Consider the following 12,672-nt stretch of genomic DNA (forward strand, 5'->3'; position numbering starts at 1 on the left):
CAGCGACCGCACGTGCGGGATCAGTTGGCCTCGGGAGCCACGAACTCGACGTCCAGGTCGATGCTGACCTTGTCGGACACCATCACGCCGCCGGCTTCGAGGGCAGCGTTCCAGGTCACGTTGAACTCCTTGCGGGAGATCGCGGTGGAAGCGGTGAAGCCCGCACGGGTCACGCCGAAGGCGTCAACGGCCACACCGTTGAACTCGGCTTCCAGCTCGACCGGCTTGGTCACGCCGCGCAGGGTCAGCTCGCCGGACACGGTGCCTTCGCCGTCGGTCAGGTTCAGGCCCAGGATGCGGTAGGTCATCTCCGGGTGGTTGGCCACGTCGAAGAATTCCTCGGAACGAACGTGGTTGTCACGAGCTTCGTTCTTGGTGTCCACGGAAGCCATGGCCACGACGATCTCGCCGGTGGACTGTGCTGCGTCCTCAGCCACGTTGAGCTGGCCGGTGACGTCCGAGAACTGACCGCGGACCTTGGAGATGCCAGCGTGACGAACGCTGAAGCCGATTTCGGTGTGGGCGGGGTCGAGGGTCCAGGTACCGGTGGTCATGCCGTTCAAAGTAGTCATGGGGGTTCTCCTTGAAATTGTCGCGTTCCCCGTTTATCCGGGGAACTATTGCTTGCTTCGGAAACTACTTTACTCGCCCGTGTTGAGATGTCAACCAATTCCGCAGAAAGTATTTATATGATCTGCGTCATAGGAAAACCCGATCCGGGATCGGATCGGGTTTTCCTCTAATTGCCAGCGCAGCGCTACGGCCTGGGCTTGAGCCGCACGTTGGGCAGCGTGGGCGCCGGAAGAGCGCCGTCATCGTGCGAATCAACGACGACGCTCGGGAACCTGCCGTGCGGATCGGCGTCCTCGACGGTCGGGGCGTCGTCGGCGTCGATCGCGGACTGCCAGGCGTCACGGTAGGCGACGATCTCGTCGTGGGACCGGCCCACGAAGTTCCACCACATGGTGATCTGCTCACCGAACGGGGTACCGCCCAGGATCAGAAGGATCACCTGCTCGCCCTGTGGGACCCGGAACCTCACTGTCCGGGCACCGGTGGCGATGTGTGCCAGCTGCGCAGTCTTGAGCACACACCTGGGGCCGCCGTCGTCGGGGTCCACCTGGATCAGGGTCTTGCCCTCGTCCAGCAGTACGCCGTGTTCGAAGTCCTCGTTCAGGTCGAACTCGACCTCAACGGTGTGCTCGGTGGCGTCGACCACGAGCTCCGCGCCCAGCACGGGGTGGAAGGAATGCACCGGCGAGCGCTGCCCGGCGAATTCACCCAGGAACACGCGCAGGTCCCAGTCCTCACCGCTCAAGGGCTCCGGGGTGTAGGCCTCGAAACCAGGGTCGGTGTCGCGGGACGCGTCCGGCAACGCCAACCACAACTGGGCACCGTGCAACACGGTGGTGTCCGCTGTGGAGTATTCGGTGTGGCTAATGCCGCGCCCGGCGGTCATCAGGTTGATGCTGCCGGGAGTCACGGTGGCCTTGTGCCCGGCCGAGTCTTCATGGTCGATGCGGCCGGTGAACAGCCACGACACGGTCTGCAGACCGGTGTGCGGGTGCGGCGGAACGTTCATGCCGCCGGTTTCCGAGACGTCATCGGGGCCGTAGTGGTCCACGAAGCACCACGGGCCGATCATGGTGCGACCGCGCGCCGGAAGGGTGCGGCGCACCTGCATGGCACGCGGCCCGCCCAGCGGAACCTCACGGGGGTCGATGATCTCGAGGCCCTGCGCGGGCTCGTCCTCACCGCACAACTGTTCTGAGGGGTCCGGTTCGATATTGCTCACTGCGTGCCTCTTTCCTTGCCCGTTTCCTTACGCGCGGCGTTCCCGCGTTCAGATCTGGTAATCGATCACGGACTGTTGGCTGAGCCCGTGGAACTGCCGCTGGTGATACACCAGGGGTTCCCCCGAGCCCTGGTCGCCCAGATTCTCCACGACAGACGCGTTGAAGACCAGTGCGGGGCCCGCCTTGACCCGGGCGAGCGGCACGGCACGCAGCACACGACGCACGCCCAGCAGGCGAGGCTCACCGGTGGGCAACGATTCCCACGGCATGTCCTCGCCGAAGCGCGGGGCGCCGGAGATCGAGAAGGCACGGGCCAGGTCGATATTGTCCGCGTCCAGGAAATGCACCAGAAATGACTCCGCGTCGGCCACGATCGCGGCCGAACCGCGTTTGGCCTGCAGAGAGAAACCCAGGATGGGCGGTTGCGCAGAGATCGACGACAATGAGGACGCCGTGAGACCCACCGGGCCCTCCGGTCCCGCCACGGTGATGATCGCGATTCCCGCGGGGTGCTGACCGAAGGCGGCCTTGAACCCGTTGATCAGGTTGTCGTCCTCGATGAGGTCCTCCGTGGGTGCCACGAAGTCGGCGACCTTGGCCGAGGCGTGCTCCGCTTCTTTCCCGGTGGCGGGCACCGAATCCAGGACGTGCTCGTGACGGTCCGGCGACATCAGATCAGCAGAGTCCGCGCCGGGCTGCGAAGCTCCGGATGGTGCGTTGCGAGGCTGATCTGTCATGGAAAGTCCTTCCAAAGGTGGACGTGGTCGACGGCCTCAAACACTGCGAGGCGCGTGGTAGCTGTAACGGGGGCTGACTCTCCACAATTCCAGGCCGCTCCGGATTTGTTCATCCCGCAGCGCAACAGTCCGTCACAATTACTGCCTGCTCCCCGGTGCTCACGTGGTCGTGTCAGCGCGGTTGGCTAGCGCAACGAACGGTATTCCTTGGCGAAGTGCACGAGCGGTGCGTCGGCGTTGCCCGCACCCTCGCCCCGGCCCATGGCCACCACGCGGCCGATGAACACCTCATGGGTGGCCGCGGTATGACTCGAGACGGTCTCGAGTTCGAACCACGCCAGCGAGCCGTCCAGCACCGGAGTTCCGGAACTCTCCGTGCGGTGGAACGGAACGGAATCGAGCAGCCCGTCCACGGGGTTACCGGGACTCGCCAACCAATTGGCCACGGATCGCTGGGACGAGTTCAGCAGGCTCAGGGTCCACACACCGGAGGTTTCCACGGCCTCGCAGATTCGCCCCATGTCGTAGAGACACACAAGCATGGTGGGCGGATCGTAGGAAACATCTGCGAATGCCGTGACCGTGGCCGCGTGGTCCTTACCCCGGTGCCGCGCGCACACCACACCCACGCCGGCCGCGTGGTCACCGGCCAACAACCGATAGCGGTCGACTTGTTCGTCGGTGGGTTCCGGATCTACTGCCTCAACATCCATGCGTTCAGTCTGGCATTTCCGCCGACGACGCCGCGCCCGACCCCGCCCCGCTACCTCACCTTTCCCGGCGGGGCCGCTCGCTCATTCCCCAGCCAAGCCACTCGCTACCCCTGCCCCCCGGTCATCCGCAGCGTGATGTTGAGCCTGCCGCCGTGCTTCATCCCCAACTGCGGACCGCCGGTTCCCGGATACACCTTGGGTACACCGTGGAACGCATAGCGTGAGGGGCCGCCGAACACGAACAGGTCCCCGGAGCGCAGTTCGATGTCCTGATAGGGCGCGGTACGGGTCTCGGTGTTGCCGAACCGGAACACGCACGTATCCCCCAGCGACAGGGACACGATGGGCGCGGCCGAGTACTCATCCTTGTCCTGGTGCATACCCATGTGGGCCTGGGAATCGTAGTAGTTGATCAGCGCGGAGTCCGGCTCGAAGTTCAACGCGAGTTCATTCAGCTCGCCGTACGCGTCCGCCGCGGCACGCTGCCCCATGTGCACGAGCCACCCCGGCAGCTCTTGGACCCCCGGCCCAGCACTCGCGCCGTACCGGTAGGGCCGCCAATTACGACCCAGCATGACCGACTGCACGGACATCCGACCCCCGCCGGGCATGACCTGGTGCCGCATGGGAGAATCCCTGACCCAGACGCGGCATTGGGTCACCAATTGGGCCTGTTGTTCGGTGTCCAGCCAGTCAGGGATATGCACCGCACCGGGCGCCGGTTCCTGGCGCTCACGCGGTACGGAGAACAATTCGTTGACCTCGAATTCGGCCATGCATCAAGCCTACGCAGCACCCCCGACAGCCATAAGCGCCCCAAGAACCGTGGGAATTATACCGCCGCACGAGCCGTTATTTCCCCTAGAAACCATCATCGAGAAGTGAGGTATTACGTGCGCCAGCCGCTGTCCGTCATTGATTTCGCAACCGTCCGCAAGAACCAGTCCGTGGGTGAGAGCTTCGCGGATTCCGTTACCCTCGCGCAGGAGGCCGAGCGACTCGGCTACACCCGGGTTTGGTACGCGGAGCACCACAACATGCCCACCATTGCGTCCTCTGCGCCGGCCGTGTTGATCTCGCACATTGCGGCTAAGACGGAATCGATCCGGCTGGGTGCAGGCGGCGTGATGCTTCCCAACCACTCGCCGCTCACGATTGCCGAGCAGTTCGGCACTCTGGAGGAGCTCTACCCGGGACGCATCGACCTGGGCCTGGGCCGCGCTCCCGGAACCGATCAGCGCACGTTGCAGGCCCTGCGCCGCTCCCCGCAGTCCGCGGACAGCTTCCCGCAGGACGTCAAGGAACTGCAGGGGTACCTGACCGGAAACTCCCGTATCCCCGGCGTCTCCGCCATGCCCGGCGCCAACACCAACGTGCCGCTGACCATCCTTGGATCATCACTGTTCGGTGCGCAGCTGGCGGCCTCTTACGGCCTGACCTACGGATTCGCCTCGCACTTCGCCCCGGACGCCCTGGCGGACGCGGTCAACACGTACCGCACCCAGTTCCAGCCCTCCGAGCAGCTGGCCGAGCCCTATGTGATCGCGGCGGTCAACGTGATCGTCTCCGAGAATCCTGAGGACGCAGCTCGCCAGCTCGAAGCCACCCAGCGCGCCCGTGTGCGCATGATGGTGGGCCGTGGCCGCGAGTTCACCGAGGACGAGATGGACATGGTCATGGCCTCGCCCGCCGCGCAGCAGGTACTCCACATGCTCAAGTACACCGCGGTGGGCACCCCGGACACCGTGGTCGACTACCTCGAGCGTTTCGCCCAGCACGCGGATGCGGATGAGCTGATGATCTCCCCCGTGGCCACCCGCCAGGAGGACGTCCTCGGGGGCATGGAGCTGCTGGCCAACGCCTGGAACAAGTAGGCCCTAGGCGAGCTTGCCGAGGAAGGCGCCCAGAGCGGCGTCGAACTCGGTGGGGTTCTCCATGTTGGGCGTGTGGCCGCTGTTGCTGATCACCGCCAACTCGCCGTGCGGCAGCAGCTCGGCCATGCGCTGGGCTGCGCCGCCGTCGAAGGCGTCATTGTCGCCGGCGATCACCAGGGCGGGTTTGTCGAAGTTCTTGAGCGTTTCGACAAAGTCGTTGCGTTCGGCGCGGCCGCGCATGGCCGCCGTGGCACCCTCGAGCGGTGACGCCTGAATCATCTCGAGCACGGTCTTGGCCACGTCGGGCAGCCGCGCCACGTTCTCTTCCCAGATCATCTTGGGCAACACGGCCTCGCCGTAGGCGTCCATGCCGCCGCTCACGATTCCGTCAGCGGCCACGTGACGACGACGCCGCCCCGCCGGGTCCTCGGCCTGCGGCACCGTGTCGTTGATGATCAGAGCGCTCACACGCTCCGGGTGGGATTCAGCCAGCTGCATGGCCACCTGTCCGGCCATCGAGAAGCCCAGCAGCACCGCCCGCTGGACCTGGAGCTCGTCGAGCAGAGCGATCACGTCCGCCACGAATTCCTCGGTGTACACGATCCCGGGAGTGACCTCTGATGCCCCGAATCCGCGCAGGTCCGGGGCGATCACGCGCCAATCCTGCTCGGTGAAGGCCTTGACCTGGCCGTCCCACATGGAACGGTCGTAGGCGTGACCGTGCAACAACACGAGCGGGGCCCCCTGGCCCTCATCCGTGTAGGCGAGGTCAATGTCGTTGACGTGTGCGGTGTGCGTGGTGAATGCGGAACGGCTCATGGCTCCCATGATGCCAGCCGCCCGGCGGGGGGCTCCACGATGCACCCTTTGATGACGCCTTACTGCTGGGTAGGGTGCCTTACCGCGCAGTAAGGCGTTACGACATGGTTCGCATGCGCAGCGCAGACGCCGCGCGCCCCGGGAAGGGTGCGAGCGGCGTCGTCAATCTGGGTGAGGCCCGGGCACGGACAGTTAGGCCTCGCGCAAGAACTCTTTGATGACCGCGTCCGTGTGCTCACCCAGGGCGGGCACGGGCTTCATGGCGGGCTCGGTGCCTTGCAAGGTGGCCGGGGGCATCATGGAGCGCACCGGGCCGGCCGGGGTGTCGACGTCGCGCCAACGATTGCGCTCGGCCAGCTGCGGGTGCGCGGAGAACCCGTGCATGTCTCGCAACTGCGCGTTCGCGATCCCCACGGCGTCCAATCGTGCCTGCAACTCCTCGGTGCTGAGGGTGGAGGTGGTTTCGGCAATGATGTCGTCCAGTTCTTCCCGGTTGTCCACGCGGCGGGCGTTGGGCGTGAACCGCGGATTCTGTGCCATGTCCGGGCGCTCAATCACCTGATCGCAGAACAACTGCCACTCACGCTCGTTCTGGATCCCCAGGAAGACCGTGCCCTCCGAGGTCTGGAACGGGCCGTAGGGGGCGATGCTCGCGTGGGAAGCTCCCGCACGACGCGGAGCCTTACCGCCGTATTCGGCGAAGAAGTAGGTCTGCTGCACCCACTCCCCCAGGGACTCGAGCATGGAGATGTCGAGCACCTGACCCTTGCCGGTCTTCCCGCGCTGAATCAAAGCCGCCAGGATCCCGGAGTAGGCGTACATGCCCGCGGAGATGTCCGCGACGGACACGCCCACCTTAGCCGGAGCCTCCGGGGTGCCCGTGACGGAGAGCAACCCGGACTCGCACTGGATGAGCAGGTCATAGGCCTTGCGCTTGGTGTAGGAACCGCCCATCCCGTAACCGGAAATCGACACGTGGATCAGCTGGGGATTGATCTCGTGCAGAGCTTCCGCCCCGAGCCCCAGCCGTTCGGCCGCACCGGGTGCCAGGTTCTGCACCAGCACATCGGCTTCCTTCATGAGCCCGCGCATGACCTCTTTGCCCTGCTCGGATTTGAGGTCGAGCACCACGGACTCCTTGCCGCGGTTGAGCCACACGAAGTAGCTGGCCATGCCGTTGACGGTTTCGTCGTAGTTGCGAGCGAAATCACCCTCGGCACGTTCGATCTTGATGACGCGCGCACCCAGGTCCGCCAGTTGACGAGTGGCGAACGGAGCGGCCACGGCCTGCTCCATGGACACCACGGTGATGCCGTCCAGGGGAAGCGAGTTGGTTGCTGACGTAGTCATGAAATCTCCTTCGGGGATTAGAACTACAGGTCGTTAGAAGACGAGGGGCACCAGGAACAGGCCGGCTGCCACGACCACGAAGATCGCGCCGATGTTCATGTAGATACCGGTGCGCACCATTTGCTGCATGGTCACGGCGCCCGAGGCGAAGGCAATTGCGTTGGGCGGCGTGCCGACGGGCAACATGAACGCGCACATGCACGCCAGGCCTGCAGCGACCACGAAGACAGCGGGGTCTGCGCCAATTCCGGCAGCGATACCGCCGACCACCGGGACGAAAGCCGCCACCGTTGCCGTGGAGCTCGTGAACTCGGTCAGCATCAACAGCACGGCCACCATGACGCACAGGATCAGCCACACGGGCAAAGCTCCCAGGCCGGCCACGGCGTCACCGATCCATGTGGACAGGCCGGTACCGGTGATCTGAGAGGACAGCGCCAAGCCGCCACCGAACAGGATGAGGATCCCCCATGGAAGTTTCTCCGCAGACTTCCAGTCCATGAGCATCACACCGCGAGACGGGCGTACAGGCATCAGGAAGGTCAAAAGACCGGCGGTCATGGCGACCACGCCGTCCGTGATCCAGGTATCCGGGAAGATCAAGGGCAGGACGATCCAGCAGATGGCGGTAGCGCCGAAAATCACGGCAATCATTCGTTCGCCGGTGGACATTTTGCCCATCCCGGCCAGCTCCGACTCAAAGAGTTCGCGGCCGCCGGGCAGCTCATCGACCTCGGGGCGCCAGACCCACTTGGTCAGTACGAACACTCCCATGACGTACATGACGGCCATGACGGGAACGCCCACGAGCATCCACTGCAGGAAGGTCACGGGCACACCCAGCGATTCACGCAGGTAACCCACCACGATCAGATTGGCCGGGCTGCCGAGCATGGTGCCGAACGAACCAATGGTCGCACCGTAGGCGATGCCGAGCACCAGAGCGATGCCGAACTTGGAGTTCTTCTGCAGCCCGATCCGGCGCTCCTCGACCATCTTCACCACGGCCATACCCATGGGGATCATCATCATGGCGGTCGCGGTGTTGGACACCCACATGCTCAACAGGGCCGTGGCGAGCATGAAGCCGGCCACCAACCGTGTCGGTTTGGTGCCGACCCGCAGCACGACGTTCAACGCAATGCGGTAATGCAGGTTCCACCGTTCCATGGTCAATGCCAGCAGGAAGCCGCCCATGAACAGGAAGATGATGTCGCTAGCGTAGGAGGGCGCGATGTCCTCCAACGGCGCCACACTCAGCGCCGGGAACAGCACGAGCGGCGTCAGCGCGGTGACGGGGATAGGTACGGCCTCCGAAACCCACCACACACCCATGAGGATGCCGATGGCGGCTGTCACACGGGTCTCGTGCGGAAGATCGGAAGGCATCAATATATAAACCAGAGCACCCAGGGCGATACCCCCGAAGACTCCAATGAGTCTGCGGTTGTAATGACTGGCCTCACCGACGTTTTCGGCCATTCCGGGAGACTGCTTCATCCCGGTACTGCTTATAGAGCGTGAGTTCTGATCACTCATACCCGCCACCTTTGCTTGAGACATGCACTTCAATATATTGGATACTGTGACGCCTGTCACCCCCTGGGACCAATAATCTTTTGAAGGCCCATCTGCCGCGAAATCTCGGGGATGTCAGCCCCTGTTCAGAACTGAGAAGCCATATAGTTCAAGGGGAAACAGCAGCCACCTACCGTCAATCCACCGAGGAGAGGCCATGTCCGGGCCCAACCAACCCCCGGCCCATCGCCGCGGGACCATGAGTCGCCGTGCTATGGAGCACATCCGTGCCCAAATATTGGACGGTCATTACTCCGCCGGGGACGTGATCCGCCCCGAAACCGTTGGCCCGGAAATCGGCATCTCCCCCACCCCCGCCCGGGAGGCCCTCCAGGCGCTCACCACGGAGGGCTTCCTGTCCTTGATTCCGGGCAAGGGATTTACCGTGGACCCGCTGACGCCCCAGGACATCGAGGACGTCTTCACCGCTCAACAACTCATCGCCGGAGAGCTCGCTGCGCGCGCCGCCCAACGCGCGACGCCTCAGGACGTCGACGAACTGGAAGCCATTCATTTCGAAATCAACGCCGCCGCAGTGCGACGCCTGGTCGACGTGGTCGAGGAACGCAATCACGCGTTCCACCGCCACATCACCCTGCTGGCGGACGCCCCCAAGCTCGCGCGCATCCTGGCGATCGTGACCCACTACGTGCCGCGCAGCTTCTACGGCTCCATCGAGGGCTGGCCCAAGGCCTCGGCGGAGGACCACGCTCGCATCATCGCGGCGTTCCGCTCCAACGACGCCGACGCCGCTCGGGTCGCCATGGCCGAGCACGTCGCCCACGCGGGTGAGCTGTTGGCACAGCACATCGCCGCCCAGAAGTGATCCGGACGGCGATGTACGTCTTGCGAGCGCTCTAGCGCTCAGCAATTGGGCACGGACTGTCTAATTCTGGATACCCGCTGCCTTGAGGGAACGTTCGTCCCACACGGGATCCTTGCGACCCAGCGCGGGGCTGTGTGCCTTGCGATAGACCAGGATGGTGCGCTCGAAGGTGATCACAATGACCCCGTCCTGGTTGTAACCCACGGTCCGTACCGTGACGATGCCGACCTCCGGTCGGGAACTCGAGTCGCGCTTGGACAGCACCTCGGATTCGGAGTAAATGGTGTCACCTTCGAACACGGGGTTCGGCAGCCGCACCTTGTCCCAGCCCAAGTTGGCAAAGACGTTCTGGGAGATGTCCGTGACGGACTGCCCCGTCACCAGAGCCAGGGTGAATGTGGAGTCCACCAGCGGCTTCCCGAACTCGGTTCGAGCGGCAAGATGTGCATCGAAATGAATGGCCGCGGTGTTCTGGGTCAGCAGCGTGAACCAGCTGTTGTCCACGGGAAGCACGGTGCGTCCCAGCGGATGCCGGTAGCGATCCCCCACTTCGAAGTCCTCGAAGAACCGGCCTTCCCAGCCGGATTTGTAGTTCGACTCGCTCACGGGAGTCTCCTTTCACATCTCAAGAAATTGAAGGGCTCCGCGCTCAGTAGGAGCGAGGCATGCTCAGAACCTTGGTGCCGATGAACGCCTTGATCATGTTGTTGTTCACGGGAGCCACCTGGTACATGCGGTTCTCGCGGAACTTCCGCTCCACGTCGTACTGGTCCACAAAGCCGTAACCGCCGTACGTGTTGAGACACACGTTGGCAGCCTCCCACGCGGTCTCGCTCGCGAGGTACTTGGCCATGTTGGCCTCCACACCGCAGGGCTCGTTGGCGTCGGCCAGCTCGCAGGCCTCCCAGCGAATGGCATCCGCGCCACGCAGCTTCATGTACGCCTCCGTGATGGGGAACTGCACACCCTGGTTGGCGCCGATGGGACGACCGAACACCTCGCGGCTCTTGGCGTAGTCCACGGCCTTGTCGATGAACCAGTAACCGTCACCGATGGCCTCGGCGGCCAGCAGGATGCGTTCCATGTTCCAGCCGTCGATCACGTAGCGGAAGCCCTTACCCACTTCGCCGACCACTGCGGAGGAGGGCACACGCAGGCCTTCGTAGAAGATCTGGTTGGTGGCGTAGTTGAACATGGTGCGCACCTTGACCGGGCGCAGCGCGTCCGGCTGCTCGGCACGCACCTGGCGCAGATCAACCAGGAACAACGTCAAGCCGGCGCTGCGGTCCGCCGCGTCCTTGTCCGCCGTGCGGGTCAGGACGAGCAGGAGATCGGACTCATCGATGCGGCTGGTCCAGTTCTTGTGGCCGGTGATGACCCAGTCGTCGCCGTCCTTGACGGCGCGGGTCTGGATGCTGGAGGTGTCCGATCCGGCTGCTTCTTCGGTGATGGAGAAGGCCTGCAGACGCAGGGAGCCATCCGCAATGGACGGCAGGTACTCCTTCTTCTGCCACTCGGAACCATGGTTGAGCACGGCCTTCATCGTGTACAGCTGGGCGTGGCACGCGGCGGCGTGACCACCGGAGCGGTTGATCTCCTCCATGATGATGGACGCCTCGGAGATGCCCAGACCCAGTCCCCCGTACTCTTCCGGGATCAGCGCGGCCAGCAGTCGCTTCTGGGTGATTCCGTCCACGAACTCCTGGGGGTAGGAACGCTCCAGGTCTTTGGCTCGCCAATATTCGTTGCCGAAGTCGGCGCAGAAATCGCGCACGGTCTGTCGGAGTTCTGCTTGCCGTTCAGTGTCCTTGTGAACCACGCCGGGCTCCCTTCACAGTGTCAGTCGCGCTCCAATGGGTGATTCAAACCACACGCCATCGCGAGTAATGTTCAATATATTGCAGTACTGCGGTGAGCTTTTCAACCCCCTGCCTGAGATTTCAGGTCACATATTTCCGCACAGATGCCGCGGGAACTCTGGCAGTAGTAGCTCTCCTGTGCGAATATATTTTCATGACCTCAACGGAACAGCACGAGATTCTGAGTACCCGCACGGCGTTGTTCGCCCCGCTCACGCGCCCCGATCGCGTCCACAAGGCGCTAGCCGCCAGTCCCGCGATCGCGGATTTGGAGGACGCTGTGGGCCCGGACGACAAGGACTCCGCACGCGACAACCTCGCCGACCTCATCGGAGACGTCACGCCGGGTCGGCTCACCGTGCGCATCAACGACATCGCGACCGAGGTGGGCCAGGCCGACGTCGCCGAACTCGCTCGTTGCCTCGAGGCCACTCGCGGCTCGGCCGGGAGCAAGGCGGAAGGAGAGCTCGGGCAGACCACCGGCGAGACACCCCCCGCTGGACGAGAGAACGGAACTTCCATTGCCCCGTTCGCGGTGATGATTCCCAAGGCCGAATCCGCGGGACAGGTCATGAAGGTTGCCGAGCAGCTTCCGGACATTCCCATCGTGGCGCTGGTCGAAACCGCCCGAGGCGTCGCCAACACCACCGAGCTAGCCACGTGCACCCCGGTGGTCCGATTGACACTCGGTGCACTGGATCTCGCCGTGGATCTCGGCTGTGAACCGCAGGGTGCGGCGATATCCTTGGCGCGAGCCAATGTGGTGCTGAGTTCCCGGCTGGGCAATTTGCCTGCACCGTTGGACTCTCCCGAACCGGACGTACGCAATGCAGAGGCCACGGAGGGTGCCGCCCAGCGTGCGATGACCGATGGCTTCGGCGGAATGCTGTGCCTGCACCCGACCCAGGCACAGATCATTGCGAAGGCCTATCTCCCCAGCGAGGCGGACGTCGAATGGGCCAAGGAAGTTCTCGCCGTGGCCGACGGCGTCGGAACCGTGGGCGGTCAGATGGTCGACCGCCCCGTAAAACTGCGAGCCGAGCGCATTCTCAAGGACGCCGAGCAGGCCGCCTCCTAGCCGCGCGAGCCCGCCGGAACGTCTCACCGGCAACCCCACAGG

At 64.2% G+C, this 12,672-nt stretch carries 13 protein-coding genes; 3 read left to right on the forward strand and 10 right to left on the reverse strand.

All coding sequences use genetic code 11. From position 1 onward, the window contains the following. Window positions 1–20 precede the first annotated feature (20 nt). The 5 genes from EWV37_RS03365 to EWV37_RS03385 form a co-directional block, all read right to left on the reverse strand. Window positions 21–572 (reverse strand): YceI family protein, encoded by a 552-nt coding sequence (locus EWV37_RS03365; RefSeq protein WP_095798598.1) that lies wholly within the window; start codon window positions 570–572, stop codon window positions 21–23. A 185-nt stretch (window positions 573–757) separates the two neighbouring features. Beyond that, the gene (locus tag EWV37_RS03370; protein ID WP_095798597.1) at window positions 758–1,795 is read right to left on the reverse strand and encodes a pirin family protein; all 1,038 of its coding nucleotides are present in this window, start codon (window positions 1,793–1,795) and stop codon (window positions 758–760) included. Window positions 1,796–1,843: 48 nt separating this feature from the next. After that, window positions 1,844–2,533, reverse strand: a complete 690-nt coding sequence (locus EWV37_RS03375) for a flavin reductase family protein (protein ID WP_238663036.1) — start codon at window positions 2,531–2,533, stop codon at window positions 1,844–1,846. A 185-nt stretch (window positions 2,534–2,718) separates the two neighbouring features. After that, on the reverse strand, window positions 2,719–3,246 hold the full coding sequence (locus EWV37_RS03380) for a flavin reductase family protein (protein ID WP_095798596.1): 528 nt from the start codon (window positions 3,244–3,246) through the stop codon (window positions 2,719–2,721). A gap of 104 nt (window positions 3,247–3,350) precedes the next feature. Then, entirely contained in the window at window positions 3,351–4,022 is a 672-nt protein-coding gene (locus EWV37_RS03385) for an alpha-ketoglutarate-dependent dioxygenase AlkB family protein (RefSeq protein WP_095798595.1), read from the reverse strand. A 117-nt stretch (window positions 4,023–4,139) separates the two neighbouring features. Here EWV37_RS03385 and EWV37_RS03390 point away from each other — a divergent pair, with 117 nt between their 5' ends. After that, a complete protein-coding gene (locus tag EWV37_RS03390) occupies window positions 4,140–5,120 on the forward strand; it encodes an LLM class flavin-dependent oxidoreductase (protein ID WP_095798594.1) in 981 nt (326 codons plus the stop codon). A 3-nt stretch (window positions 5,121–5,123) separates the two neighbouring features. Here the strand turns inward: EWV37_RS03390 and EWV37_RS03395 are convergent, their stop codons facing one another. The 3 genes from EWV37_RS03395 to EWV37_RS03405 form a co-directional block, all read right to left on the reverse strand. After that, window positions 5,124–5,939 carry an alpha/beta fold hydrolase gene (locus EWV37_RS03395; protein ID WP_129699787.1) on the reverse strand — a complete coding sequence of 272 codons (816 nt, stop codon included), beginning with the start codon at window positions 5,937–5,939 and terminating at the stop codon, window positions 5,124–5,126. 192 nt (window positions 5,940–6,131) lie between these two features. Beyond that, window positions 6,132–7,289, reverse strand: a complete 1,158-nt coding sequence (locus tag EWV37_RS03400; RefSeq protein ID WP_129699789.1) for a CaiB/BaiF CoA transferase family protein — start codon at window positions 7,287–7,289, stop codon at window positions 6,132–6,134. A gap of 33 nt (window positions 7,290–7,322) precedes the next feature. Then, a complete protein-coding gene (locus EWV37_RS03405) occupies window positions 7,323–8,828 on the reverse strand; it encodes an SLC13 family permease (protein WP_202976174.1) in 1,506 nt (501 codons plus the stop codon). Window positions 8,829–9,024: 196 nt separating this feature from the next. Here EWV37_RS03405 and EWV37_RS03410 point away from each other — a divergent pair, with 196 nt between their 5' ends. Continuing rightward, entirely contained in the window at window positions 9,025–9,693 is a 669-nt protein-coding gene (locus EWV37_RS03410) for a GntR family transcriptional regulator (RefSeq protein ID WP_238663037.1), read from the forward strand. A 60-nt stretch (window positions 9,694–9,753) separates the two neighbouring features. Here EWV37_RS03410 and EWV37_RS03415 read toward each other — a convergent pair whose 3' ends face one another. Together EWV37_RS03415 and EWV37_RS03420 are read right to left on the reverse strand one after the other, a co-directional pair. Next, a complete protein-coding gene (locus tag EWV37_RS03415) occupies window positions 9,754–10,299 on the reverse strand; it encodes a MaoC family dehydratase (RefSeq protein WP_129699791.1) in 546 nt (181 codons plus the stop codon). 43 nt (window positions 10,300–10,342) lie between these two features. Further along, window positions 10,343–11,512: an acyl-CoA dehydrogenase family protein gene (locus EWV37_RS03420; RefSeq protein ID WP_129699793.1), complete on the reverse strand. Its 1,170-nt coding sequence runs from the start codon at window positions 11,510–11,512 to the stop codon at window positions 10,343–10,345. A gap of 194 nt (window positions 11,513–11,706) precedes the next feature. On the opposite strand from EWV37_RS03420, the gene EWV37_RS03425 reads away from it, so the two are divergent. Next, a complete protein-coding gene (locus EWV37_RS03425) occupies window positions 11,707–12,630 on the forward strand; it encodes an HpcH/HpaI aldolase/citrate lyase family protein (protein WP_129699795.1) in 924 nt (307 codons plus the stop codon). The last annotated feature ends 42 nt before the right edge of the window (window positions 12,631–12,672 follow it).

It is taken from the genome of Kocuria carniphila, from assembly GCF_004136555.1.
GTDB classification, from domain to species: Bacteria; Actinomycetota; Actinomycetes; order Actinomycetales; family Micrococcaceae; genus Kocuria; species Kocuria carniphila.

Coding starts and splice junctions, on each gene's coding strand:
- EWV37_RS03375 (WP_238663036.1), bottom strand. CDS start 2,533: ATGACAGATCAGCCTCGCAACGCACCATCCGGAGCTTCGCAGCCCGGC.
- EWV37_RS03400 (WP_129699789.1), bottom strand. CDS start 7,289: ATGACTACGTCAGCAACCAACTCGCTTCCCCTGGACGGCATCACCGTG.
- EWV37_RS03410 (WP_238663037.1), top strand. CDS start 9,025: ATGTCCGGGCCCAACCAACCCCCGGCCCATCGCCGCGGGACCATGAGT.
- EWV37_RS03395 (WP_129699787.1), bottom strand. CDS start 5,939: ATGAGCCGTTCCGCATTCACCACGCACACCGCACACGTCAACGACATT.
- EWV37_RS03385 (WP_095798595.1), bottom strand. CDS start 4,022: ATGGCCGAATTCGAGGTCAACGAATTGTTCTCCGTACCGCGTGAGCGC.
- EWV37_RS03380 (WP_095798596.1), bottom strand. CDS start 3,246: ATGGATGTTGAGGCAGTAGATCCGGAACCCACCGACGAACAAGTCGAC.
- EWV37_RS03425 (WP_129699795.1), top strand. CDS start 11,707: ATGACCTCAACGGAACAGCACGAGATTCTGAGTACCCGCACGGCGTTG.
- EWV37_RS03365 (WP_095798598.1), bottom strand. CDS start 572: ATGACTACTTTGAACGGCATGACCACCGGTACCTGGACCCTCGACCCC.
- EWV37_RS03405 (WP_202976174.1), bottom strand. CDS start 8,828: ATGAGTGATCAGAACTCACGCTCTATAAGCAGTACCGGGATGAAGCAG.